At 70.3% G+C, this 23,298-nt stretch carries 22 protein-coding genes; 9 read left to right on the top strand and 13 right to left on the bottom strand.

Going from position 1 to position 23,298, the window contains the following annotated elements:
- Positions 1 to 61: 61 nt before the first annotated feature.
- The 5 genes from ACTWP9_RS05530 to ACTWP9_RS05510 form a co-directional block, all read right to left on the bottom strand.
- Positions 62 to 1,027 carry a carbohydrate ABC transporter permease gene (locus ACTWP9_RS05530; protein WP_443244819.1) on the bottom strand — a complete coding sequence of 322 codons (966 nt, stop codon included), beginning with the start codon at positions 1,025 to 1,027 and terminating at the stop codon, positions 62 to 64.
- Positions 1,028 to 1,037: 10 nt separating this feature from the next.
- On the bottom strand, positions 1,038 to 2,255 hold the full coding sequence (locus ACTWP9_RS05525) for a sugar ABC transporter substrate-binding protein (protein ID WP_443244818.1): 1,218 nt from the start codon (positions 2,253 to 2,255) through the stop codon (positions 1,038 to 1,040).
- 144 nt (positions 2,256 to 2,399) lie between these two features.
- Positions 2,400 to 5,405 (bottom strand): glycoside hydrolase family 3 C-terminal domain-containing protein, encoded by a 3,006-nt coding sequence (locus ACTWP9_RS05520; protein WP_443244817.1) that lies wholly within the window; start codon positions 5,403 to 5,405, stop codon positions 2,400 to 2,402.
- A 196-nt stretch (positions 5,406 to 5,601) separates the two neighbouring features.
- Positions 5,602 to 6,615, bottom strand: coding sequence for a LacI family DNA-binding transcriptional regulator (locus tag ACTWP9_RS05515; RefSeq protein ID WP_443244816.1), 1,014 nt, complete (start codon positions 6,613 to 6,615; stop codon positions 5,602 to 5,604).
- A 333-nt stretch (positions 6,616 to 6,948) separates the two neighbouring features.
- Positions 6,949 to 7,368 (bottom strand): DUF2267 domain-containing protein, encoded by a 420-nt coding sequence (locus ACTWP9_RS05510; protein WP_443244815.1) that lies wholly within the window; start codon positions 7,366 to 7,368, stop codon positions 6,949 to 6,951.
- A 206-nt stretch (positions 7,369 to 7,574) separates the two neighbouring features.
- On the opposite strand from ACTWP9_RS05510, the gene ACTWP9_RS05505 reads away from it, so the two are divergent.
- A complete protein-coding gene (locus tag ACTWP9_RS05505; RefSeq protein WP_443244814.1) occupies positions 7,575 to 8,381 on the top strand; it encodes an SDR family oxidoreductase in 807 nt (268 codons plus the stop codon).
- Positions 8,382 to 8,529: 148 nt separating this feature from the next.
- Here the strand turns inward: ACTWP9_RS05505 and ACTWP9_RS05500 are convergent, their stop codons facing one another.
- The 3 genes from ACTWP9_RS05500 to ACTWP9_RS05490 form a co-directional block, all read right to left on the bottom strand.
- Positions 8,530 to 9,084, bottom strand: coding sequence for a sugar O-acetyltransferase (locus tag ACTWP9_RS05500; RefSeq protein WP_443244813.1), 555 nt, complete (start codon positions 9,082 to 9,084; stop codon positions 8,530 to 8,532).
- 162 nt (positions 9,085 to 9,246) lie between these two features.
- The gene (locus tag ACTWP9_RS05495; protein WP_443244812.1) at positions 9,247 to 9,459 is read right to left on the bottom strand and encodes a hypothetical protein; all 213 of its coding nucleotides are present in this window, start codon (positions 9,457 to 9,459) and stop codon (positions 9,247 to 9,249) included.
- Between the two features lie 103 nt (positions 9,460 to 9,562).
- Positions 9,563 to 9,748: a DUF5133 domain-containing protein gene (locus ACTWP9_RS05490; RefSeq protein ID WP_443244811.1), complete on the bottom strand. Its 186-nt coding sequence runs from the start codon at positions 9,746 to 9,748 to the stop codon at positions 9,563 to 9,565.
- Between the two features lie 262 nt (positions 9,749 to 10,010).
- On the opposite strand from ACTWP9_RS05490, the gene ACTWP9_RS05485 reads away from it, so the two are divergent.
- Both ACTWP9_RS05485 and ACTWP9_RS05480 read left to right on the top strand, forming a co-directional pair.
- A complete protein-coding gene (locus ACTWP9_RS05485) occupies positions 10,011 to 10,772 on the top strand; it encodes a VOC family protein (RefSeq protein WP_443244810.1) in 762 nt (253 codons plus the stop codon).
- A gap of 129 nt (positions 10,773 to 10,901) precedes the next feature.
- Entirely contained in the window at positions 10,902 to 11,942 is a 1,041-nt protein-coding gene (locus ACTWP9_RS05480; RefSeq protein ID WP_443244809.1) for an SDR family oxidoreductase, read from the top strand.
- 270 nt (positions 11,943 to 12,212) lie between these two features.
- On the opposite strand, the gene ACTWP9_RS05475 is transcribed toward ACTWP9_RS05480, so the two are convergent.
- From ACTWP9_RS05475 to ACTWP9_RS05465, 3 genes are all read right to left on the bottom strand, one after another.
- A complete protein-coding gene (locus tag ACTWP9_RS05475) occupies positions 12,213 to 13,187 on the bottom strand; it encodes an NAD(P)-dependent oxidoreductase (RefSeq protein ID WP_443244808.1) in 975 nt (324 codons plus the stop codon).
- A 35-nt stretch (positions 13,188 to 13,222) separates the two neighbouring features.
- Positions 13,223 to 13,414, bottom strand: a complete 192-nt coding sequence (locus tag ACTWP9_RS05470) for a hypothetical protein (protein ID WP_099885443.1) — start codon at positions 13,412 to 13,414, stop codon at positions 13,223 to 13,225.
- Positions 13,415 to 13,688: 274 nt separating this feature from the next.
- Positions 13,689 to 15,086 (bottom strand): mucin-1, encoded by a 1,398-nt coding sequence (locus ACTWP9_RS05465; protein WP_443244807.1) that lies wholly within the window; start codon positions 15,084 to 15,086, stop codon positions 13,689 to 13,691.
- 182 nt (positions 15,087 to 15,268) lie between these two features.
- Here ACTWP9_RS05465 and ACTWP9_RS05460 point away from each other — a divergent pair, with 182 nt between their 5' ends.
- The 5 genes from ACTWP9_RS05460 to ACTWP9_RS05440 all read left to right on the top strand — a co-directional run bounded on the left by ACTWP9_RS05460 (position 15,269) and on the right by ACTWP9_RS05440 (position 20,384).
- Positions 15,269 to 16,288: a LacI family DNA-binding transcriptional regulator gene (locus ACTWP9_RS05460; protein WP_443244806.1), complete on the top strand. Its 1,020-nt coding sequence runs from the start codon at positions 15,269 to 15,271 to the stop codon at positions 16,286 to 16,288.
- A 94-nt stretch (positions 16,289 to 16,382) separates the two neighbouring features.
- On the top strand, positions 16,383 to 17,726 hold the full coding sequence (locus ACTWP9_RS05455) for an ABC transporter substrate-binding protein (protein ID WP_443244805.1): 1,344 nt from the start codon (positions 16,383 to 16,385) through the stop codon (positions 17,724 to 17,726).
- Between the two features lie 211 nt (positions 17,727 to 17,937).
- Entirely contained in the window at positions 17,938 to 18,807 is an 870-nt protein-coding gene (locus ACTWP9_RS05450; protein ID WP_443244804.1) for a carbohydrate ABC transporter permease, read from the top strand.
- A gap of 3 nt (positions 18,808 to 18,810) precedes the next feature.
- Positions 18,811 to 19,653: a carbohydrate ABC transporter permease gene (locus ACTWP9_RS05445; protein ID WP_443244803.1), complete on the top strand. Its 843-nt coding sequence runs from the start codon at positions 18,811 to 18,813 to the stop codon at positions 19,651 to 19,653.
- A 56-nt stretch (positions 19,654 to 19,709) separates the two neighbouring features.
- A complete protein-coding gene (locus ACTWP9_RS05440) occupies positions 19,710 to 20,384 on the top strand; it encodes an AIM24 family protein (RefSeq protein ID WP_443244802.1) in 675 nt (224 codons plus the stop codon).
- Between the two features lie 187 nt (positions 20,385 to 20,571).
- Here the strand turns inward: ACTWP9_RS05440 and ACTWP9_RS05435 are convergent, their stop codons facing one another.
- On the bottom strand, positions 20,572 to 21,762 hold the full coding sequence (locus tag ACTWP9_RS05435; protein ID WP_443244801.1) for an NAD(P)/FAD-dependent oxidoreductase: 1,191 nt from the start codon (positions 21,760 to 21,762) through the stop codon (positions 20,572 to 20,574).
- Positions 21,759 to 22,115: a bifunctional 3-phenylpropionate/cinnamic acid dioxygenase ferredoxin subunit gene (locus ACTWP9_RS05430; protein ID WP_443244800.1), complete on the bottom strand. Its 357-nt coding sequence runs from the start codon at positions 22,113 to 22,115 to the stop codon at positions 21,759 to 21,761. The genes ACTWP9_RS05435 and ACTWP9_RS05430 overlap by 4 nt, the downstream gene beginning before the upstream one ends.
- 284 nt (positions 22,116 to 22,399) lie before the next feature.
- Here ACTWP9_RS05430 and ACTWP9_RS05425 point away from each other — a divergent pair, with 284 nt between their 5' ends.
- A complete protein-coding gene (locus ACTWP9_RS05425; protein ID WP_443244799.1) occupies positions 22,400 to 23,203 on the top strand; it encodes an IclR family transcriptional regulator in 804 nt (267 codons plus the stop codon).
- The last annotated feature ends 95 nt before the right edge of the window (positions 23,204 to 23,298 follow it).

The following is a 23,298-nucleotide window of genomic DNA, read 5'->3' as shown; positions in this document are numbered from 1 at the left end:
CTGCGGGCGGTCCCGGGGCCGGTGGTGCGGGCGGTTGTCGGAGGTCTCGTGCTCACTTCGCTCACTTCCCGGTGCCGAAGTCGGCGCGGTTGGCACGCAGATAGAGCACCGCGAAGACCGCGCTGATCAGGATGAGGACATTGCCGACGACGGCACCCTGGCCGAAGTCGAGGCGCAGGAACGACATCTGGTAGGTGACGGTGCCCAGGGTCTGGGTGGCGTCGGCGGGGCCGCCCGAGGTGAGGGCGAGGATCAGGTCGAGGATCTTCACCGTCGACATGAAGCCCAGTACGAGGACGACCGTGATCACGGGCCGGAGCAGCGGCAGCGTGACGGAGCGGAACACCCGCCACGGCCCGGCGCCGTCCAGCGAAGCCGCCTCGTACAACTCGCGGGGGATCTCCTGGAGTCCGCCGTAGAGGATGACCATGTTGAACGGGATGCCGATCCAGATGTTGACGAGCACGGCCGCCAGCAGTGCCACATCGGGGCTGCTCAGCCAGGGCACGCCACCGTCGGTCAGACCCAGTGTCTGCAGGGCCGCGTTGAGGACGCCGTGCTCCTGGTCGAGGATGCGCCGCCACACCACGGCGGCCACGACCATCGGCACCAGCCACGGCAGCAGCAGCACCGCCCGTACGAAGCGGGAGAGGCGGAAGCGGCGGGAGAAGAAGACGGCCAGCGCCAGCCCGAGGGTGAACTGTCCCAGCAGCGAACCCGCCGTGAACAGCGCCGTGTGCCACAGCGCGTCGGTGAACAGCGGGTCGGAGAAGACGGCCCGCCAGTTGTCGAGGCCGTTGAACGGTGCCTCGCCGGTGAAGTAGGTGGTGGGCGTGTAGTGCTGGAAACTCATCAGCACGTTGCGCACCAGCGGGTAGCCGAAGAAGGCGGCCATGTAGAGCAGCGCGGGCGCGATGAAGAGCCAGCGCAGCAGTGTGGTGCGACGGCCGCCGGCCCGGCCGCGGGCGACCGCTCCGGAGTCGCCTGCGGCCGGTGCGGAGACGGACGGGGCTGTGACGGTACTCATGCTGGGCTCCTCACTCCCCCGCCGTCGCCTGCCGCTGGGCACGGCGCAGGGCCGCCTCCGGGCTGCTGCCGCCGGTGAGTACGGACTGGAAGGCGCCGGCCAGCGCGTCGCTCACCGCCGGCCAGCGGGTGCCGACCTTCGCGGTGCGGGAGCGCGCCGTGGTCACCAGGTCGGCGAACGGGGCGAGCTTGGGGTTCTGTCGGGCGTACGTGCGCGCGGCGGCGGCACGCGTGGGGACGTTGTTGACGGCCTCGCCCCAGTCGAGCTGGTTTCCCGGTGTGTTGAGGCAGTTGAGAATCTTGGCGGCGTTCTTCTCACGCTCGCTGTCGTCGCTCTTGGGGACGGTCATCACGGTGCCGCCGACCGGGGTGACGGCCTTGCCGCCCGCTTCGGGGACGGGGAACCTGGCGACGGCCCAGTCCACCTTGTGCTGCGCTTCCAGCACCGGCACCTGCCAGGGCCCGTTGACCATCATCGCGGTGCGGCCCGCGACGAACTGGTCGTTGACGTCCTGCTGGTTCCAGTTGACGACGGCCTTGGAGACGGACTTGTCCGCCACCATGTCCTTCCACAGCCGCAGCGCCGCCTCGCCCTTGCCGCTGTTCAGCCGCGCCTCGTCGCCGCCCGCCGACCAGAAGAACGGCAGGAACTGGTAGACGCCGTCGGCGTTCGGGCTGGCGCTGAAGGCGAGCCCGTAGGTGCCGTTGCCGGACAGCTTCTTCGCCGCCGACCGGAGCTCCTCCCAGGTCCGGGGCACCTCGACGCCTGCCTTCTTCAGCAGGTCCGGGTTGTAGTACAGCGCCAGGGAGTTGACGGAGCGGGCGATGCCGTAGCGGGTCCCCTCGAAGGAACCGAGGGAGACCCCGCTGCGGGACAGCCCGGAGGTGCGCACCCCGAGGTCCCGCAGGCTGCGCAGCCCACCGGTCTCCGCGAACTGCGGCAGCTCGGACCCGTCGAGTTCGAGAATGTCGGGCAGCGAGTGCGAGGAAGCCATCCGCAGCGCCTTGGAGGACACCTGGTCGGCGGGCACGCTGTTCTGCTCCACGCGCAGCCCGAACTTCTTCGCACAGCGGTCGAAGAACTTCTGGTTCTTGGTGTGCTCGGCGGTATCGGTGGCCGAGTTGAGCACGGTGACGGTACCGGGCTCCGGAACGGCAGCACACCCGGTGAGCCCAAGAGCGACCACCGTGCTCGCCGTGAGCACGGAAAGTACGGGACGGAATTGCATAGCGGACAAATCTCCATTTCGGTACGAGACCCGAAGGGGGGCGCCCCGAAGGGGCGCGGGGCTGTGTTCATGTGCGGCTCCGCCGCGTGGGCGCGACCAGCCACAACGCACCTGAGCCGCCAAACAACAGCTCCACCCGAGCTCTCAACGCAGCGAAAAGGTGCTCAGCCGCATCGCATCCGAGAAGACCAGGTACACGTCGTGCCGACCGTGCGCACCCCGCAACCGCGCGGTGACGCTCTCGTACGCGTAGCGATCACCGGTACTCGGCACCGAAGCCGTACCGACCACACGCCCCCGCGGCGAGCCGAGCCGCACGGTGAGGCTCCCGCCGCCCCGCTCCTCCCGGGCGACCCGCGCGGTGAACTTCCGCGCACCGGACCCCAGCTCGACATCGCGGAAGACCACCCATGCGCCGTCCGCGACAGCGCCCACCGCCTCGCCGCGCGCCCTGCTCTCGTCCACCAGCCGAACGCCCCGGTAGTCATCGAAGTCAGCGGCCCGAGTGGTCCGGGACAGATCCCGCGGCGGAATCTCCGCACCGCGCACCCGCAGTGTCGTACGCCCCCGGATATCGCCGCAGGAAGCGCCCACCCGCAGCTCGATCTCCCCACTCTCCACGACCTCGTGCCCACGGGTGACGTCCCAGTGGGCGAGGTCGGCGGCGCGCAGCTTGAACCGCACGGTGGTGGAGCGGCCGGCCTTCACCCGGACACGTTCGAAGCCGCGCAACTGCTGCAACGGCTGCTTGTCGCGGGAGCCGCGTCGGCGGACGTAGAGCTGGACGACCTCGTCGCCGTCACGGCGGCCGGTGTTGGTGACCCGCACGGAGACGGTCACGGTGCCGTCAGGCCCCAGCGTGCGGGTGGAGAGCTGCGGTTCGCCGTACCGGAACGTGGTGTAGGAGAGCCCGTGCCCGAAGGGGTAGAGCACATCGCCGCGGAAGTAGAGATAGGTGCGGTCGGCCTTGATGACGTCGTATTCGAGGAGGTCCGGCAGGTCGTCCGCGGAGCGGTACCAGGTCTGGGTGAGCCGCCCGGCCGGGTTGTGCTCGCCGAACAGCACGTCGGCGAGGGCGTTCCCGGTCTCCTGGCCCGCGTGGGTGGTCCAGACGAGCGCGGGTATGTGTGCCTGCTCCCAGGTGATCGTCTCGGGGTAGCTGGTCTCCAGCACGACGACCGTTCGCGGGTTGGCCCGGTGGACGGCCTTGACCAGCGCGGCCTGCCCCTCGGCGAGCGCCATGTCCGTACGGTCGTGGTCCTCGCGGCCGTTGATGGCGGGCATGGTGCCGACCACGACGACGGCCACGTCCGCATCGCGTGCGGCCTCGACCGCCTCGGCCACGCCGTCGCGTACGGTCTCCACCTCGTACCGGGTGGCGTCCGCCTCGGCGACCAGTGTGACGGTCCCCTCGTCGCCTGCCTTGAGGTACTTCTTGGGGCCGAACCAGTCCGTGAGGGTGTCGTATCCGGCGTAGCGCACAAGCCATGTGCCCTCGCCGCGCTTCTCCAGCGCGAACTGCTGCTGGACGAACCAGCCGCCGGGCTGTTCCTGGTCGTTGCGGAAGACCTTGCCGTCGTAGCCGACGTACTTGGCGTTGGCGGCGCTGCGCAGGGTGACGATGCCCTGGCCCCAGTCGAAGACGTCGAACTGCGCAGTGCTGCCCGCACCTGTGCCGCTCTCGGTGAGGACGGCGCCGTCCGCGCCGCTGCCGGCGGTGAGATACGCACCCGTGGTGGCGTTTTTCACCGCGATCCGGTCGACGCCCTCTCCCCCGGTGACCTTTCCGGCCGAGCCGAGCCGCTCCTTGATGCCCTCGCGTGGGGTGACCTCGTACGGCAGGGAGCCCGAGTACCAGTCGGTGTAGAGCGTGTCGGCGAGCGGGCCGACGACGGCGACCTTCTTCAGTCTCTCGCCGTCCAGTGGAAGCAGCGCGCTGTCGCCCTCCAGCGGGGCGTTCTTCAGCAGCACGATCGCCTCCCGCGCCGTCTCGCGGGCGAGGGCGCGGTGTTCGGGGCTGTCGACGACGGACTTGGAGATCTTGCCGTACGGCCCGCCGTCGGGGTCGAACTCGCCGAGCCGGCAGCGGATGCCGAGGATGTGCCGTACGGCGGTGTCGATGTCGGACTCGCTGATCAGCCCCTTCTCCAGTGCTGTGGTGAGGGCCTTGACGGTCTTGCCGGGCTCCTTGCCGTCGGAGGTGAAGCTGTCGATGCCCGCCTTGAGCGCCGCGGCGTCCGCCTCCGCGAGGGTGGGGTAGTAGTCCTGTCCTCCGGTGAGGTTGTTGGGCGCGTCCGCGTCGGTGACATTGAGCAGGTCCTTGTCCGCCCACTTCCGTACGGCGTCGTCGAGGTCCGGGTTGACGGTGGCGGGGCGCCCGTTGACGAGGTTGTAGGAGGTCATCACGCCGGTGACGGCGTCGGCGGTCAACGCGGGCCTGAACGCGGCCTCGTAGTACTCGTGGCGGACCCGCGGGGGCAGCACCGAGTCGGAGGTGGAGCGGTTCCGCTCGGTGTTGTTGGCGAGGTAGTGCTTGATGGTGGGTGCTGTCTTCAGATAGCGCGGATGCTCGCCCTGGAGGCCGGTGCCGTAGGCGACGGAGATGGCAGCGGTCAGATACGGGTCCTCGGAGTAGCCCTCCTCGTTGCGCCCCCAGCGCGGGTCACGCAGCAGATTCACCACCGGTGCCCACAGGTTGAGGCCCCAGCCTTCGGGCCGCTCGTGCTGGAAGCCGCGCGCCTCGTCGCCGACGGCCGCTCCTACGCGCTTGATCAGCGCGGGGTTCCAGGTGCTGGCCAGGCCGAGCGCCTGTGGGAAGACGGTGGCCTTGCCGAGCCAGGCAAGTCCGTGCAGGGCCTCGGTGCCGGTGCGGAAGGAGCGGAGGCCGAGCCGGGGAACGGCGGGCTGTTGCTGGTGGAGCAGAGAGATCTTCTCGCCCCGGGTCAGCCTGCCCAGCAGGTCCTCCACCCGGTCCTCGAAGGGCAGTCCGGGGTCCTGGAACGGGTGGCCGGCGCGGGCGCCGACGCGGGCGGCCCGGCGAGAGCGCGCGGTGGCGGGCGCGGCTGCCACCAGACCCGTACCGGCCGCCGCCAGCGGGGCGGTGAGACCGAGGGCGAGGAGATGGCGTCTGGGGGTGCCCGGTTCCTGCATGGGGCTCTCCTTCGAGTGGGACGAGTCGAAGCGTTTCGACGAACGGCGCGGAAGTGAGCGGGCGGAGCAATTGGAACTGATGGCTCGTCAGTTCGGTGGCACTGGCGGGAGGGGGCAGGTGCGGTGGGGAGGAGCGACAGTCGGTCGACGGAATGGCCGGAGGGCGCGGGTCAGGATGGCGCTGTACGAGCGAGGGTCATGAGGCGGTCCCGCACGGTGCGGTGCTGGCACGCCGGGTCAGCCGCGGGGGCAGCAGCGTGGCGTCCGGTACGGACCGGCCGTTCAACTTGGCCATCAGCAGTTCCACGGCCCGCTCCCCCACCTCGTCGGCGGGGATGGCGACGGAGGTGACCGGCACCGCTGCGTTCTCCGCCAGCTCGTCCGGGCAGAGGGCGACCACCGAGAGGTCCTGCGGAATGCGCATTCCTGCCTGCTGGAACGCCTCCAGCAGCAGGGGCAGCGCGGGCTCGTTGTGCACGACGACCCCGGTCAGTCCGGGATGGTCGCGCAGCAGCCGCTCGACGGTCTCCCGTACAGCGGGCCTGGTGGGCTCGCACGGGAGCACGGTCGAGGTGATGCCGAAGCGGTGCGCCGCCGCCGTGAAGCCCGCCGCCGTGCGCTGCGCGAAGCCGGTGCCGCGCACATACACCTCGGGCGGGGAGCCCAGCAGTGCCACACACCGGTGCCCGAGCTGGGCGAGGTGGCCGACACAACTCTCACCGGTGGCGGTGAAGTCCAGGTCGATACAGGTCAGCCCGTCGGCCTCGGCAGGGAAGCCGATGAGGACCGAGGGCAGCGGGAGCGAGCGGAGCAGCGGGGTACGTGCGTCGCGCAGCTGGACGTCCATCACGATCAGCGCGTCCACGAGGGCACTGTCGGTCACCCGCCGCAGCCCGTCCTCGCCCTCCTCCTGGGTGAGCAGCAGGACATCGTGGTCGTGGCTGCGCGCGGCCGTCACCACGGCCCCGGCGAACTGCATCTGTACCGGCACATGGACGCCGCTGCGCAACGGCATCACCAGGGCCAGCACGTTGGAACGGCTGCTCGCCAGCGCCCGGGCCCCGGCGTGCGGGCGGTAGCCGAGTTCGCGGATGCTCGCCTCGACGCGGCGCTGGGTCGCGGCCGAGATCGAGCGCTTGCCGCTCAGTACGTAGGAGACGGTGCTGGGCGAGACACCGGCACGCCGGGCCACGTCCGTGATCTTGACCAACGCCCCCTCCTCACTGTTTCCGCGGGATTGTCGAATCGTTTCGACTGCGTACGTCGAAGCGATTCGGCGCGGAACAGTAAGGAGGGCGCCGGAGCCTGTCAACGGTTGTGACGGAAGATCTCCGCTGCCCTGCCGGCTGCCGGGCCGCCGACCACCGGCCGGGAATCAGTGCTGCGGCCTGCTCTCGTAGTGGGACGGATCAGGCTCCTCCGCGCCCTGCGGCTCGGTCGCGAGGTGAGGGGCCGTCACCAGCACGGTGGCGGCGGTTGACCAGCGCGTGCGGATGGCGTCTGGGCCGGCGGATCTTGCATACCCCCCGCCGCCTGGAGTCGGTCATTGAGCGCCGGCCGTGCCGGTGCTGCCGGAGAAGAGGATCGAGGCGAGCTCGTCGTCCAGGGACTCCCTGATGTGCTCGGTCAGCGCGCCCTGAGTCGCCTCCTCCAGGAGCTCGACCACGGTCCGGGCCTCGTGGACGGCCTTCGGGGGATCGGCTCCGGCACGCTGCGCGACGCGGTCGAAGAATTCCTTGCGGGTCATCCGGACCCCGGTCTGCGGAACGTCCGGCGCGTATTCGACGCGGCGCAGATGTTCTCCCAGCTCGGTCGGCAGCTGCGCGGCCAGGTGGTCGGCCAGTGGGGCCGGGATGCGTTCGGCCAGCGTCTCCAGCGTGGCGCGCGTTCCGCGCTCGGCCGCGCCCCGGCTGGGGAGGTGGGCCCGCGCCTGCATCTGTCCGATGAACTCGTCGTGTTGCATGGTGCTTCTCCTCACTAGAGCAGTGACGACACGGGACCCCTTCCAGCATGCGCGCCGCTCGTGCGGGTCGCACATTCGGGCGAGCCGCGCTTGCCGGTCGGTCCTGCCCGATCGCCCGGCGTACCCCTCAGCTCGCTGTTTACGCACCCGTCTCAGGGGTCACCCCGCAGCGCAGTCGTTCAGCGGTGTCGTTCAGGGAGGTCCGTGTGTCCACTGGGAGCGGCGCGAGCCGGGTCGCGGTCATCACCGGCTCGGACTCGGGCATCGGACGGTCGGCAGCCGTACGGCTGGCCGAGGACGGTCTGGACATCGGCGTCACCTGGCACACCGACCGGGACGGGGCCGAGGAGACCGCCGCGCTGGTACGGGAGGCCGGGCGGCGGGCGGCGGTCCGGCATCTGGATCTGACGCGGCTGCCGGAGGCGGCCGACGTGGTGGACCAGCTCGCCGACGAGCTGGGGCGCATCGACGTACTCGTCAACAACGCCGGCACCGGCACCCGCACCCCCTTTCTCGACCTGGACTTTCCCACCGTCCGGGACGTGCTCGACATCGATCTGCTGGGCCCGTTCCTGTGCTCCCAGCGCGCCGCGCGCCGGATGATCGAGCAGGGCGACGGCGGAACCGTCGTCAACATCACCAGCGTGCACGAGCACCAGCCACGGGTCGGCGCCGCGCCCTACTGCGCGGCCAAGGGCGGCCTCGGGCTGCTCACCCAGGTCATGGCGCTGGAGCTGGCTGAGCACGGGATCCGCGTCAACGCCGTGGCACCCGGCGAGATCGCCACCCCCATGACGGGCCAGGAGGACGAGGACGTACGCACCGCGCCCCGGCCCGGCGTGCCGCTGCGGCGGCCCGGGGACGCCCGCGAGGTCGCCGCCGTCATCGCCTTCCTGGCCGGCGACGATTCCACGTACGTCACCGGCGCCTCCTGGGCGGTCGACGGCGGCATGCTGCGGATGGGACCGCAGGCGGGCTCGCACCTGCCGGACGACTCCTGGCGCCGCGTCTAGGGCTGGTCCGGCCGGATCTTGCCCCGCCGTCGCCTGCTCCGGGCAGGGGCTGCCCCTGTCTGCCGCCCGCGGGCTGCGGCTTGGTTGTGATTGGGCGCGCAATCCCCGCGCCTCTTCGGAGCGCAGCGATGCCATTCCGGGTACGGGGTTACAGCTCGCGCACTACGCGTGCCGGGTTGCCCACGGCCAGGACGCCTGCCGGGAGGTCCTTGGTGACGACCGCTCCGGCGCCGACGACCGTGTCGGGGCCGATGGTGACTCCCGGGCAGACGATCACGCCGCCGCCGAGCCACACATTGTCGCCGAGGGTGATGGGCACGCCTTTCTCCCAGCCCGCGCGCCGCCGTTCGGCATCCATCTCGTGTGCCGGGGTCAGCAGCTGCACGTTGGGGCCGATCTGTACATCGCGGCCGATGGTGATGGGCGCCGCGTCCAGGAAGACGGCGCCGAAGTTGATGAACGTACCGGCACCGATCGAAATGTAAGTGCCGTAGTCGCAGCGGAACGGCGGGCGGATGTTGACGTCCTCGCCCAGGTCGCCGATCAGTTGCTCAAGTATCTTGCGCCGTTCGCCGGGGGCTGCGGGGTCGGCCGCGTTGTAGGCCGCGCACAGCTCGGCTCTGCGCACGGTGTCCGCCAACAGTTCGTCGTCATCGGGGAGATACCACTCCCCCGCCAGCATGCGCTGCTTGTTCTCGCCCATGCGAACACTCTCGCAGGCCGACGGGCGGCGGGGGCACCGAAGGGTGCCCGATCTGTGGCGACGGCCGGCCGTTCCGGGCGGCGTCGAGCACAAGCGAGCGCGGAGGCGCCCGACCGGGTCCCGCCCGGCGCCTCCCGTGGGTGGACTCCGGTGGCCCCTCCCTCAGCTCTCGGAGCCGGGACGCTCTCCCCTGGGGCCCCGGCCGCGTTCCGTCCGCGGCCCGGAGGGGCGCCAGTTCGGGTCGCGTTCCATCTCGCGCTTGGCCTCTTCGTTGGCCTCCTGCGCGTCGGCCGCGCCGCTCTTCTCCAGGTCCTTGCGACGCCGCGCACGGTGCTTGTCGTAGCTCTTGCTGCCGGGCTCCGGCACTGCGCTCACCTCACTCGCATCGACGCCCGCCGGTGCGGGCCGCCTGTGATCGCTCGCGCCCCGGGGTTCCCGGCGGGCCGAGGGGAAAACGCGGTGCTCGTCGGTCCGGCGCTCAGGCCACGTAGACGCCCGCTATATGCGCCCGGGCCGCCCGTAGTGCGTCACGGATGTCCCGGGTTCCCGTGGATACGCAGAGCGTGTACGAGACGTCCTCCAGCTCCTGCCGCCGCTCCGGCCGGGCACGGAGTGCCTCGTAGCGGGTGAGCAGCTCTCGCAGGGTGTCGGGGTGGGCCATCATGGCGACTCCTCGGTGGCGCGCGGCGGCGCTCGACGGGTGCGGGGACACTGCCGACGGGGCCCGTGGCGGGGGCCACGGAATCGGCGCAATCCGCCCGGTACCCCTCGCCAAAACGGGCAAAACAGCAGAAGCCGAGCACTTTCCCCGCACGTCACCTCTCGTTTCGTCTCCGCAGGCAGTGGGCACCCCGGCACGCAGGGACGGAAAAAAGAACCGAGCGAGCAAGCGCGAAAGGAACACGCAGGAGGCTTGAGGTGACGTGATGGATTCCGTACCCGGGGTGCCATGCTGGGTCAGTCTCACTGTCCGCGACCGGCGGGCCACCGAGGAGTTCTACAGCGCCGTACTGGGCTGGTCCTTCACCGACAGCTCTCTCGGCCCCGGATTCCGCACGGCCACCAGGGAAGGCGAACCGGTGGCGGGCTTCAACGAGGCCGCCGTCACCTGGCAGCTGCCCGTCCGCTGGACCGTTTTCTTCGCCGTCGAGAGCGCCGACCTCGCGTGTGAACGCGTCCGCGAAAGAGGCGCCACGGTCGCCGTGGGCCCACTCCGCGTGGGTGACGGCCGCGCCGCCATGGCCGCCGACCCCTCCGGGGCGGCGTTCGGTATGTGGCAGGGCGAACTGCCACGGGGCTGGGCGGTCGGCGCGGGGCACGCGCCCGCCTGGCTGGAGCTGCGCACCGGCGACGCCTTCGCGGCGGCGCTGTTCTACGGCGAAGTGCTCGAGTGGACGAAGAACCCCAGCCATGGGGTCAGCTACGAGGAGCAGAACGACGAGGTGCACATCCTGGTGGACGGCGAGACCGTCGCCGGACTGCGCGGCGGCGGCGTCGAGGCCGCTCCCGACCCCCAGGTGCGTACCCGCTGGGACGTGCACTTCCGCGCGACCGACATCGACGCGGCACTCGCCGCCGCCGAGAAGACGGGCGGCACGGTGGTCTCGCCCGTCCAGCATGCCTCGCACGGCCGGGTCGCCACGGTCCGCGATCCGGACGGCGGTCTCTTCTGCTTGCTGGGCCCCTGACGCCCCACCCGGAGGTGACCGTGACCGTCGCGGGTACCCGGGCGCGCGTACGCGGCATACGGCGTACCCGTACATGTCGTAGTCGCCGTGATCGGCGAGCAGGCCCGCACAGACAGCGGAGGTGTGGCGATGAGCCGGCAGCAGTCCAGGCGCGCGGGAGCAGAAGGTCAGGTCGTCGTGGTCACCGGCGCAAGCGGCGGGGTGGGCCGCGCGACAGCGCACGCCTTCGGAGCACGCGGCGCCGCCGTCGCACTGATCGCACGCGGCGAGGAGGGCCTGGCCCGCGCCGCGGACGACGTACGGGACGCGGGCGGCACGGCGCTGCCGCTGAACGTCGACGTCAGCGACCACACGGCGGTGGACGCGGCCGCCGACCGCATCGAGCGGGATCTGGGCCCGGTCTCGGTATGGGTGAACACCGCGTTCTCCAGCGTCTTCGCGCCGGTCACCGAGGTGAGCGCCGAAGAGTTCCGCAGGGCGACCGAGGTCACCTATCTCGGCTATGTCCACGGGACCCTGGCCGCGCTCCGCCATATGAAGCCGCGCGACGCGGGGACCGTCGTCCAGGTCGGCTCGGCGCTCGCCTACCGGGGCATCCCGCTCCAGGCGCCGTACTGCGCGGCCAAGCACGCCATCCAGGGCTTCCACGAGTCGCTGCGCTGCGAGCTGCTGCACGACAAGAGCGGTGTGCGGGTCACGATGGTGCAGCTGCCCGGCGTGAACACCCCGCAGTTCACCTGGGTCAAGTCACGACTGCCGCTCAACCCGCGCCCGATCGCGCCGGTCTACCAGCCCGAGGTGGCCGCGCGCGGCATCCTGTTCGCGGCCGACCACCCCGAGCGCAGGGAGCACTGGGTCGGCGGCTCGACGGTCGCCACCCTGCTCGGCGACAAGTTCGTGCCCGGCCTCCTCGACCGCTATCTGGCCAGGGCCGGCTTCAAGGGCCAGCAGACCGACCATGAGCGCTCACCCGCGCAGCCGGACAACCTGTGGAAGCCCGCGGACGCCCGCCACGACTACGGCGCACACGGCGAGTTCGACGACGAGGCGTCCGCGCGCAGCTACCAGCTGTGGGCCTCGCACCACCACGGCCTGCTCGCAGCCCTGGGCACTGCGGCAGCCGCAGCTGCGGGTGCCACGGCGGTGCGCCGGGCGCTGGACAGGGCGTAGGGCTTGCCCAGCGGCTTCTGGGTGGCCGCGCCCCGAGGAGGCGCGGGGCCCCCGGCTCAGGATGCTGCGCTGGACTGGAGCGACTGATGACAGACGGCACAGATCATCCGCCGCGCCTCACGCGAGGACCAGACCTGTCCGGTGCTCGTCGAGCGCCGTAGGGGTTCGGTTTCGCTGTGCAGATGGCCCCGGGCACACACCGGCGCCTTCCGTGGAGCAGTCGAAGCAGTACATGACGCCCCCTCTCTCGGTAACGGTGCGGGGCCGAGGTCAGTAGCCCAACGTGGTGCGAACGGCGAGGGTGGGGAGTCGGCCGGTGCGGAGGGTGTGCCAGGCGGTGCCGAAATCGGCGGTGATGTCGGTGGCGGTCGTCGGGCCGGCCGAGTGGGAGGTGAGGGTGGTGCGGGGGAGGTCCCAGACCGGGGAGCCGGGTGGTGCGGGCTCCTCCGGCAGCACGTCCAACACCGCCCGCGCCACCTGACCCAGCTCCAGCGCCTGGGCGAGCGCATCGGTGCGGACGGTCGCGCCGCGGCCGACGTTGAAGAAGGTCGTGCCGGACATCGCCCCGAACAGCCCGGGGCCGAACAGCCCGGCCGTCTCAGGGGTGAGCGGCAGCGCGTCGACGACCCAGCGCGCTGCGCCCAGTGCTGAGACCAGTTCGCCGGACGGGCCACCCGCACCGTCCGGGGTGCCGAGCGCGACGACCTCGTCGAAGCCGGGAGTCGGGCGCGGGGTACGGGCCACACCGACCGTACGGACGCCGCAGCGCTGGAGCGCGGCACCGATCCCCGCACCGATGCTGCCGGTGCCGAAGACGACGGCGAGGGTGCCGTCGGCCAGCTCGCTGGGCAGCCGGTTCCAGGTGCGGGACGCCTGCTGGTGCAGGAAGCCGGGGATGTTCTGGAGCTCGGCCAGCGCCCAGGCCAGCACGTACTGGCCGATCCGCTCGCCCATCCGGCCGACCGTGCGGGTCAGCAGCGTCTCGCGCGGCCACGGCGTATGCGCCTTGAGCAGCGCGTCGACCCCTGCGCTGGTGCTGTGCATCCACAACATCCGGTCGCCGACGGCGAGTTCCGGCATGGCGGGGCCCACATGCACCCGCGGCCCGGCGCCGGTGCCCACCGGCCGGCCGGTGATCTCCTCGACGCCCTCGCGCACCGCCGAGGGCAGGTCGGGGTCGACGGTGACGACGGCACCGTCGAGTTCCTGGCCGATCCGGTGGGGGTCCACGCCCGCGGTCGCCATCGGTTCTCCTCTCCGCTTCCCGGTCTGTGCCTCTGTCACGATGACGCGGTGATACGCCAGTTGCCGACCTCGCGGTACTGCGAGTCGTAGATGACCGAACCGTCGCCCGGCTCCAGCGCGTAGTGGCGCAGGTTGCCGCCCCAGTACCGCAGCACCCGGCCCAGCTCGGCCGCGGCCTCGCCCTCGCCGCGCATGTCGCTGGTGTCGACCTCGAGCACGAACTTCACGATCTCGTCTCCTTCTTCCGTGCCGGACGGGGCACACGCCCCGGGGGGCCGTGCCCCTGGCACCTTCCATCATTTCATTGAAGTCCTTTTGGGGACTTGCGACCGAAGACCTGCTGCCCCAGGGCCGGATGAGGGCAGCCGAACCCTCAAATGCCGTCGCGCCCCACGGGCCTGCCGGGGCGATCCCAGCTGCGACGAGGAATGACGCAGGGCCCCACCGCCGAGGGCGAGGCGGAGGGGCCCTATGTTCGGTCCGGCGAGGGTGGGGCAACCGTCACGGCCGAGCCTTTGCGGACTCGTGCCCGGTCTCGGGAGAAGGGACCGACGGGGTGTCAGGGCCGGGCCAGACCGCCGAGGCGTCGTCGCGGTGCGGCTCGGGCAGGCGGACGGGCCGGACGGGGACGGTGCGTGTGCGGCCCTCCGTGACCGCGGTCCACCGGGCGGGGTGGCCGGAGTAGCACAGGGTGGTGAGGACGAAGACGTCGTCGGCGTAGACCTCGACGTACTCGCCGACGGTGAGGATGCGCAAGGTGGCGGCGGGTGCGGTCAGGACCGTTTCCTCGAGCGGGGTGCCGTCGGGTCCGGTGACCCGGAGGTTCTTGCCGTCGCAGCCGACGGTGAGGGCGGGTCGGTCGCTGCCGGGGGCGGTGGTGCGCAGGGTGATCTCGACGGGTCCGGATATCTCGACGTCGCCGACCGCGTGCAGCGCCGGCTTGTCGGTCTCCTCGCCGAGCCAGGCGTTCAGGACGGGCCACCATTCCAGCCGGGGCGCCGCGTCCGGAGGTGTGACGAGGAGCTTGGGCTGGGCGATCACGCCCCGGCAGCGTGCGCCGGTGTCGGTGAGGCCGACGCGTCGCGGAGTGGTGTGCACGACGACGCGGGAGCCGTCCGGCGCCCCGATGATCCGGGGAGCGTACGAGCCGGTCGGACCGAGAGGCCCGCGCCGGGTCCAAGGTCCGCGCAGCCGGGGCGCGGTCCACGCCTCGAAGTTGCGCGTGGCGCCGATGGAGCCGATCAGCAGCCAACTGCCGTCGTCGAGGCGTTCCAGGACCGGGCATTCCAGTTCGTCGACGTCGCCGGGCGAGATGAGCGGCGGATGGACGGTCCAGTGCTCCAGGTCGTCGGAGGTGGCCCAGGCGACGCAGCCGCTGACCTCGACGGGGAGGGAGGCGTCGGCGGCGCAGACGGCCATCACCCAGCCGTCGCCCTCGTCGTCGCGGACGACGAAGGGGTCCCGCCAGCCCATACGCGCGCCGGTGCGGTACCAGCGCGGGTCCGCTTCGACGACCGGGGCGGTGCCGTGGCGGCGCCAGCCGGTGCCGTCGGTGCGGTCGGAGTACGCCAGGCCGACCGACTGGAGAGGCCAGCCGTCGTCGGTGAGGCCGCGGACGCCCGTGTAGAACATGGCCATTCCGTCGCCGTGCCGAATCGGGTGCATCGTCCACACGGCCTGCTCGTCGAAGCGGCCGGGCAGGCCGGTGCCGAAAGCGGTGCCCGCGGGCTGCCAGTGCACCAGGTCCGTGGAGGTGGCCCGGCCGTAGGAGGTCTCCATCCGCAGATGGTCGAACTCCGGTGTCCAGGGCCCCTGCAGGTGCAGCACCGCATACGTGCCGTCCTCGTCGCGCAGGAGGGCGAAGTCGTTCACCACGAGGCCGGGTGGGGCGTATCGCATGCACAGTTCCTGTCGGCTCACAGCGCCCAAACGTGTGCGCTGACCATTGACCATGAAGGTATCGCTTGAGAATCGGCCCAAGTAAATATGAACGCAAACGCTTGCGCAACAATCTGGCCGGGGTCTACGGTCTCGTCACCCACAGATCACACCGACGTGAAATCAACGGGAGGATGTGCGCCGTGACGGTCAGCATCACCGATGTCGCCCGTGCCGCCGGAGTCTCGGCGTCCACCGTGTCCCGCGCACTGCGCGGCCGTCCGGGCGTGTCGGACGAGGTGCGGGAGCAGATCGCGGCCGTCGCCGCCTCGCTGGGCTACACCGCTTCACGTTCGGCGTCCAGCCTGGCCAGCGGGCGCACCTTGACCATCGGGGTGGTCGTCCCGTACGTGGGCCGCTGGTTCTTCAGCACCGTCCTGGACGCCGCGGAACAGGTGTTCAGCAAGGCCGGGTACGACGTACTGCTCTACAACCTGGGCTCACCGGAGGCACGCAAGCGCTTCTTCACCAAGCTGCCGCTGCGCAAGCGTGTGGACGCGGTGCTGTCGCTGCTGATCCCCGAAGAAGAGGAGATCGCCGCACTGCGCTCGCTCGGGGTGCCGCTGGCCTCCACCGTGGGTGGGCCGCTGCCCGGCTTCACGGTGGTGGGCATCGACGACCGGGGCGGCGCCGAGAGCGCCGTACGGCATCTGGCCAATCTCGGCCATCGCAGGATCGGCATGATCTCCGGGAGCAGCGGGCCGCTGCACTGGACCACCCCCGTGCATCGGAGGCAGGCATATCTGGACGTCCTCGCCGACGCCGGGATAGAGCACGATCCCGCCTTGGAAGTGGACGGCGACTACACCGTCAAGGGCGGCGAGCGGGCCATGACCCGGCTGCTGGCCGCGTCCCGTCCGCCGACCGCCGTGTTCGCGCAGTCCGACGAGATGGCGATGGGGGCGCTGCGCGCCCTGCGACGGCACCGGCTGAAGGCGCCGGACGACGTGTCCGTCATCGGCTTCGACGACCACGAACTGGCCGATGTGATCGGGCTGACCACGGTCGCCCAGCCCGTCGCGGGCCAGGGCGCCGAAGCTGCCGGGCTGTTGCTCCAGCAGCTCGACGAGCCGGACTCCGAACCGCCCGGCCACGTGCAGATGCCCATTCATCTCGTACTGCGCGACACCACCGCCCCACCGAACCCGCACCGACGTCAGTAACGCCCTGGAAGTCCCGGGCCTGCGCTTCCCCTACGCCAGAGAACTCCCGAGCACTTCGAACGTCACCTCGCACCCACGCACGGAGGCACCAACCATGTTCCCCAGAACCAGAAAACCCCGGCACGCGGTCTGTACGGTCCTGGCCCTCGCCCTGCCGTTGGCGGCGCTGGCCGCCTGCGGTGGAGGCGCCACCACCGACGCCTCCGCGGAGGCGGGCAGCGGAAAGGGCACGATCAGCGTCTGGGCCCATCAGGGGCAGAAGAGCGAGGCCACCGCGATGCAGAACGCGGTGAAGTCCTTCAACTCCTCGCAGAACAAGATCAAGGCCAAGCTGAAGCTGATACCCGACAAGGACTACACCAAGACCATCACCACCACCGACGCCGCCAAGCTGCCGGACGTCATGGAGTTCGACGGCCCGACCATGGCGAACTTCGTCTACAACAAGAAGCTCGCCCCCCTCGACACATACGTCTCCGCCAAGACGATGAGCAACGCCACCAAGGCGAGCAAGGCCCAGGGCGAGATCAAGGGGAAGCACTACGGGCTGGGCATGTACGACTCCGGGCTCGGCATCTACGGCAACAAGAAGCTGCTGGACGCGGCCGGGGTGAAGTATCCCAAGGGGAAGTCCGACGACTGGACGGCGAAGGAGTTCACCGCCGCGCTCAAGGCACTGAAGGCCAAGGACTCCGACGGCAAGACCCTCGACCTGCAGGAGAGCGTCGGCTATGGCAGCGAGTGGGGCACCTACGGCTTCTCGCCGATCGTCTGGTCGGCCGGCGGTTCGCTGCTGAAGAACGGTAAGGCAGCCGGCGCCCTCGACACCCCCGCCGTGGTCGACGCCATGAAAACCTTCCAGTCCTGGAAGACCTACGTCGACGCCAACACCGACAGCAAGGCCTTCGCCAAGGGCCGCGTCGCGCTGAGCTGGGTCGGCCACTGGATGTACCCCGACTACAGCAAGGCCCTCGGTGACGATCTGGTCGTGCTGCCGCTGCCCGATTTCGGCAACGGGCCCAAGACCGGTCAGGGCTCCTGGGCCTGGGGCATCGGCGCCGACACCAAGAACGCCAAGGCGTCCGGCGCCTTCCTCGACTACCTCATGGGCGACACCAGCGTCACCGCGATGACGAAGGCCAACGGAGCGGTGCCGGCCACCAGGACCGCACTCGCCAAGAGCCCGCTGTACAAGACCGGCGGCCCGCTCCAGCTCTTCGCCGACCAGCTCGCGAAGCCGTGCGGTGACACCCGTATCACCAAGTCCTGCATCGCCGTCACCCGCCCGGTGACCGCCGGGTACCCCGTGATCACGTCGAAGTTCAGCGGGGCTCTGAACTCCATCTACGGCGGTGCCGACCCCAAGAGCGCGCTGGCCAAGGCCGCCCGCTCCATCGACCGGGACTTCTCGGACAACGCCGGCTACAAGATCCCGTAGACCGGAGGACGCATCGGCCGGGACGGGCACAGGCGAAGCGTGCCCGTCCCGGCCGGGAAAAGGACCCACCCCCGTGAAATCCGTGGAACCCGCGCAGTCCGCGCCCCCAGACCCGGAGCAGGCCCCACCCATGACCTCCGAGAAGCCCACGCGACCCGGGCCCTCGGCGCGCCCTAGGCGGAAGAACCGCGACTGGGTGCACGGCCTGGCGATGTCGGCCCCAGCTGTCGTCGGACTCATCGCCTTCGTCGGTGTGCCGTTCGGCTACGCCGTGGTGCTCTCCTTCTACAACGTGCGGCTCGGCTCTCCGCTGGCGCCGTCGTTCTTCGGCCTGGAGCAGTACCGGCGGCTGTTCACCGATCCCGACCTGTCGGGCCCGTTCCTGCGGGCGCTGCTCAACAATCTGACCTTCGCCGGGATCGTCGTACCGCTGCAGACCGCCCTCGCCCTGGCGCTGGCGATCCTGCTGAACCGCAAGCTCAAGGCCATCGGCCTCTTCCGGTCCTTCTTCTTCATGCCGGTGGTCTTCCCCATGGCGCTGGTTGCCGTGATCTGGCGGCTGATTCTTGCCCGCAGCGACCAGGGCATGCTCAACTCCGTCCTGGACGTGGTGAGTTTCGGCAACTGGGGGGCCTTCAACTGGCTCGGCGACGCCGCCACGGCCATGGCCTCGATCATCGTGCTCTCCGTCTGGCAAGGCGTCGGCTTCCAGATGGTCATTCTGCTCGCCGGGCTCCAGCAGATACCCACCGAGCTCTACGAAGCCGCCCGGCTCGACCGCGCCTCCCGCTGGCAGCAGTTCCGCCACGTCACCCTGCCCGGCATCCGCGGCACCCTCGTCTTCGTCGCCATGCTCACCTCGGTCCTGTCCTTCCGGGTCTTCGACCAGGTGTACATCCTCATCCGCGGCGGCGGCCTGGACGAGGAATCCACCCGCACCGTGATGTACCAGGCCGTCACCACCGCCTTCGACCAGAACAACGTCGGCCAGGCGTCGGCGATCACCGTCGTCTTCTTCGTGATCGTCGTCGTCCTGACGCTCATCCAGCGCCGCGTCGTCCGGCCCGGAAAGGAGGACTGACCCATGGGCACGAACCGCACGCATCTGCGCCGCTTCATGGATTACGCCGTACTCAGCGTGCTGGCGTTCGTCTTCACGCTGCCCGTGCTCTACCTGTTCATGGGCAGCCTCAAGCCGTCCGGCGAGGTACTCAACGGCCTGTCCGGCTTCCTGCCCACCCACCTGTCCTTCGACAACTACTTCGCCGTCCTCGACACTCTCAACTCAGAAAGCACGGGCTATTTCTGGCGCTTCATGGGCGTCTCGCTGCTGTTGGCCTTCGTGGTGGTGACGGGGGGCCTGTTCGTCAACTCGATGGCGGCGTACGGGCTGTCGCGGCTGAAGTGGCGCGGCCGGGAAGCAGTCATGACCCTCATCCTGCTGCTGATGCTGATCCCGTTCGAGTCGGTGGCCGTGCCGCTGTTCTACATGTTCAACGACCAACGCAATACGCTCCTCATCCAGGCGCTTCCGTTCGTCGCCAACGCCTTCTCCGTCTACCAGTTCCACACCTTCTTCCGCTCGATTCCGCCGAGCATCGAGGAAGCGGCCCGCATCGACGGCGCCGGCCCCTGGCGCACCTTCTTCGCCATCATCGTCCCGATGAGCAAGCCCGCGTTCGCGTCCGTCGCCATCCTCACCTTCCTCATCCAGTGGGGCTCCTTCCTGTGGCCGGTCCTGATGGTGTCCGACCCCTCGGTACGCCCCCTCCCCCTGGAAATGAGCGTCTTCCAGGGTCAAGAACCCCTTGACTGGGGTCAGACCCTCGCCTTCGGCGTCCTCCTGGTCCTTCCCGTCCTCGTGGTCTTCGCCTTCTTCCAGCGGTGGTTCGTCCAGGGCGTCGCCAGCTCCGCCGTCAAAGGCTGAACCAGCGGCACGGAATGTATGGAAGGAGCCACGGATTCCGGGGGAACATAGGCACCATGCAAAGTGATCTCTTCGCTACGAAGAACATGGCGCAGCCCAGTCCCACACCGGGGATGGAGCTGCAGAACGAGAAGTGCGTGAAGTACACGGTGAACGGCGAGTGCTACGCGCGGCAGGGGGCCATGGTGGCCTTCCGGGGGAACCTCCGGTTCGAGAAGAAGGGCCAGGGGGTCGGCAACTTCCTCAAGCGTCAGGTCACCGGGGAGGGGCTGGCGCTGATGTCGGTCAGCGGCCAGGGCGAGGCGTGGTTCGCGCACGAGGCGGAGAACTGCTTCATCATCGACATAGCGCCCGGCGACTCGCTCACCGTCAACGGCCGCAACGTGCTGGTCTTCGACGCCGGTCTGCACTACGAGATCGGCATCGTCAAAGGCGCGGGCATGGCCGGTGGCGGCCTGTTCAACAGCGTCTTCTCGGGCCAGGGCAGGCTCGGTGTCATCTGTGAGGGCACGCCGATCGTCATCCCCGTGTCGCAGCAGGCGCCGGTGTTCGTGGACACCGACGCGGTGGTGGGCTGGAGCGCCCAGCTGCAGACCTCACTGCACCGCTCGCAGAGCTTCGGTTCCATGATCCGCGGCGGTTCGGGCGAGGCGGTGCAGCTCAGACTGGACGGGGAGGGCTTCGTCATCGTCCGCCCCAGCGAGAAGCAGCCGGCTACCGCCGGTAATTGATGCCGGACGTTGTGGTTGCAGCCGCCCCCTGTTCCTCCCCCAGAATCCGGACCCGTGGAGGGGGCCAGGGGGCGAAGCCCGCTGAACCTTCTCCCGCCGCAACGGCGCGACCGGCAACGGCGCGAGTCCGGCGGCTGGAGGACGGCCGCAACCACAAGGCCGACTGCCGAACAACGGCTCCGCGAGCTCAGACCGCCGCCATTCCGGCGCGAGCCAGCTCGCGCCGGGCCCGCATGAAGGGCCGGGGCCGGTTGGCCGCGAGGACTGCCGTGGTGGTGCCGTCCCGCTCGTAGACGGCGAGGAAGCTGCGGTCCTCCGGCGAGCCCTCCACCACCCGCACGGTGTCGTCCGGGCCACGGCGGCCCGCGAGCTGGAGCCGGATGCCGTACTGGTCGGACCAGAAGTACGGCAGCGCCGAGTACGTCTCCACCGTCGTACCGGCCAGCAGATTGCGCGCGGCGACGGCCGGGGCTTCCATGGCGCTGGTCCAGTGCTCGGCCCGGTGCCCGGCGCTGCGGGCCACGTCACCCACGGCCACCACGCCCGGTACCGGGGTGACGCCGCCCGCGTCGCAGACGACGCCGTCGTCCAGCGGCAGGCCGGAGCCCTCCAGCCAGCCGGTGGCGGGGCGTACGCCGATTCCGACGACGACCACGTCGGCCGGAAGGAACCGGCCGTCGGCCAGCTCCACCCAGCCGACCCGGCGCTGTCCGCCACCGGCCGCGGCGGACCGGCCGCCGTCCGGGTGCAGTGCGCGCACCCCGGTGCCGGTGAGCAGGGTGACCCCGTGGTCGGTGTGCAGGTCGGCGCAGAACTCGGCCATGCGGGCGCCGAGTTGGGGCAGCAGCGGCTGTGCGGCGGCCTCGACGACGGTGACGCTGTGGCCGAGGGTGGCACAGGACGAGGCGACCTCGGCACCGATGAAGCCGGCGCCGATCACGACGACCCGTACCTGTCCCCGGCTGAGCTCCTCGCGGAGCGCGGCGGCGTCGTCCAGGGTGCGCAGGGTGTGCACTCCCGCCAGCGGCTCACCGGGCAGGGTGCGGGGAACCGCGCCGGTGGCCAGGACGACGCCGTCGGTGGACAGCCTGCGGCCGTCCGTGAGCGTGACCGTACGGGAGGGCGGGTCGAGGCCCTCGGCCCGGGTGCCCAGCAGCCAGTCGGCGTCCAGTTCCCCGATCTCCTCGGCGTCGGCGAGGGCCAGCCGTTCGGCGGTCAGCGCGCCGGTCAGGAATTCCTTGGAGAGTGGAGGGCGATCGTAGGGTCGATGGTGCTCTTCCCCTACGATCACCAGCCTGCCGTCGTAGCCCTCGGCGCGCAGCGCGAGTGCGGCATGGAGTCCTGCCAGGGAGGCGCCGATCACGGTGATGGTGTTCATGCGGCGCTCCCTTGTCCGGCTGCGGCGGTGTGCGGTGCTTGTGTGGTCCGGTCGGACTCGACATGTACCCATACGGTGCCGTCCAGCACGCTCACCGGGTGGGTACGCACGGGCTTGCGAGCGGGGAGGCAGGTGGGACGGCCGGTGCGCAGGTCGAATGAAGCGGCGTGCAGCGGGCATTCGACCAGACAGCCCTCGAGCCAGCCTTCCGACAGGGACGCGTCCTGATGGGTGCAGGTGTCGTCGATTGCGTAGAGCTCGCCGTCGGCGTTGAAGACGGCGATGGGAGGTTCGAGGTCGAGACGGACGGACTCACCTGCGGGCAGGTCCTCAATGCGGCAGACGGGTATCACTGTGATTCACCTCGCGAGCACGTTCGAGTGAGCATGGTCAGCCGGCCCCGGTGCCGGTTGGCCGGGAAGGTGCGGGGGAGACACTTCGCTACTATCCGAGTTCCGTATCGCGCACGATAGAGCGTGATGCGCAACAGAATCCAAGCGGGGAGGCTTCACGTCAAGCACCCGCCGACGACCTCCGCAGATAGTGGAGAGGAACGGCAGCCTCCGGAGAACGGCGCGCGGCCACGCACCGGCAACCGGGAACCACAACCAGGCCAGCAGGCGGTGACGTTGAGCAGATGAGTGAAAAGACGGAGGACACAGCGACAGGCAGGCAGCCCAGAGGCGCGGCTGCCTCGGTCCAGTCGGTCGACCGCGCGGTGAGCGTGCTGGAGATCCTGGCCCGGCACGGCGATGCGGGTGTGACCGAGATCGCCGAGGAACTGGGCGTCCACAAATCGACGGCATTCCGGCTGCTGGGCGTCCTGGAGGCCCGAGGGCTGGTCTCCCAGGAGCAGGACCGCGGCAAGTACTACCTGGGCCCGGGCGTGCTGAGGCTGGCCGGAGCCGCGGCGTCCCGGCTGGACATCTCGCAGGAGGGCGCGCCCGTCTGCCGTGAGCTGGCCGAGGACGCCGGGGAGACGGCGAACATCGCCGTTCTGGACGACGACGCCGCGGTCAACATCATGCAGGCGCGCGGCTCGTCCTCGGTCACCGCACAGAACTGGCTGGGCAGACGGACTCCGCTGCACGCCACCTCCAGCGGCAAGGCGCTGCTGGCGCACCAGCCGAAATCGGTGCAGGAGAGCGTGCTGTCGCGGAAGCTGCCACGGCTGACGGAGTCGACCGTGGTCTCGCCGGCGGAGCTGCGCTCGGAGCTGAAGTCGGTGGTCAAAACCGGTTTCGCCATGGCGAGGGACGAGCTGGAGCTCGGGCTGCACGCGGTGGCGGCTCCGGTGCGGGCGCACGACGGGAAGGTCATCGGCGCGATCAGCGTCTCCGGGCCCTCCTACCGGCTGGAGGAGGAGCGGCTCCAGGAGGTGGCCAAGCGCACGATGGCGGCGGCGCAGGACCTCTCGCGCCGGATGGGTTATGCCTACTGAGTCCACCGAAGCCGGCGACGGCCGTCCGAGGGCCGCTGTGGAACCGGCTCGAAACCGCCGCGGAACAGCCGTCGAAAAGTACAAATTTCTGATGG

The sequence above is a fragment of the Streptomyces sp. 3N207 genome, assembly GCF_052246355.1.
GTDB lineage: Bacteria > Actinomycetota > Actinomycetes > Streptomycetales > Streptomycetaceae > Streptomyces.
This window is presented reverse-complemented; position numbering and strand designations above follow the sequence as displayed.

Bases quoted from the DNA above. Each gene is read 5' to 3' on its own strand.
- ACTWP9_RS05530 (WP_443244819.1), bottom strand. From the start codon at position 1,027: ATGAGTACCGTCACAGCCCCGTCCGTCTCCGCACCGGCCGCAGGCGAC.
- ACTWP9_RS05525 (WP_443244818.1), bottom strand. From the start codon at position 2,255: ATGCAATTCCGTCCCGTACTTTCCGTGCTCACGGCGAGCACGGTGGTC.
- ACTWP9_RS05520 (WP_443244817.1), bottom strand. From the start codon at position 5,405: ATGCAGGAACCGGGCACCCCCAGACGCCATCTCCTCGCCCTCGGTCTC.
- ACTWP9_RS05510 (WP_443244815.1), bottom strand. From the start codon at position 7,368: ATGCAACACGACGAGTTCATCGGACAGATGCAGGCGCGGGCCCACCTC.
- ACTWP9_RS05500 (WP_443244813.1), bottom strand. From the start codon at position 9,084: ATGGGCGAGAACAAGCAGCGCATGCTGGCGGGGGAGTGGTATCTCCCC.
- ACTWP9_RS05490 (WP_443244811.1), bottom strand. From the start codon at position 9,748: ATGATGGCCCACCCCGACACCCTGCGAGAGCTGCTCACCCGCTACGAG.
- ACTWP9_RS05485 (WP_443244810.1), top strand. From the start codon at position 10,011: ATGGATTCCGTACCCGGGGTGCCATGCTGGGTCAGTCTCACTGTCCGC.
- ACTWP9_RS05480 (WP_443244809.1), top strand. From the start codon at position 10,902: ATGAGCCGGCAGCAGTCCAGGCGCGCGGGAGCAGAAGGTCAGGTCGTC.
- ACTWP9_RS05475 (WP_443244808.1), bottom strand. From the start codon at position 13,187: ATGGCGACCGCGGGCGTGGACCCCCACCGGATCGGCCAGGAACTCGAC.
- ACTWP9_RS05465 (WP_443244807.1), bottom strand. From the start codon at position 15,086: ATGCGATACGCCCCACCCGGCCTCGTGGTGAACGACTTCGCCCTCCTG.
- ACTWP9_RS05455 (WP_443244805.1), top strand. From the start codon at position 16,383: ATGTTCCCCAGAACCAGAAAACCCCGGCACGCGGTCTGTACGGTCCTG.
- ACTWP9_RS05450 (WP_443244804.1), top strand. From the start codon at position 17,938: ATGTCGGCCCCAGCTGTCGTCGGACTCATCGCCTTCGTCGGTGTGCCG.
- ACTWP9_RS05445 (WP_443244803.1), top strand. From the start codon at position 18,811: ATGGGCACGAACCGCACGCATCTGCGCCGCTTCATGGATTACGCCGTA.
- ACTWP9_RS05440 (WP_443244802.1), top strand. From the start codon at position 19,710: ATGCAAAGTGATCTCTTCGCTACGAAGAACATGGCGCAGCCCAGTCCC.
- ACTWP9_RS05435 (WP_443244801.1), bottom strand. From the start codon at position 21,762: ATGAACACCATCACCGTGATCGGCGCCTCCCTGGCAGGACTCCATGCC.
- ACTWP9_RS05425 (WP_443244799.1), top strand. From the start codon at position 22,400: ATGAGTGAAAAGACGGAGGACACAGCGACAGGCAGGCAGCCCAGAGGC.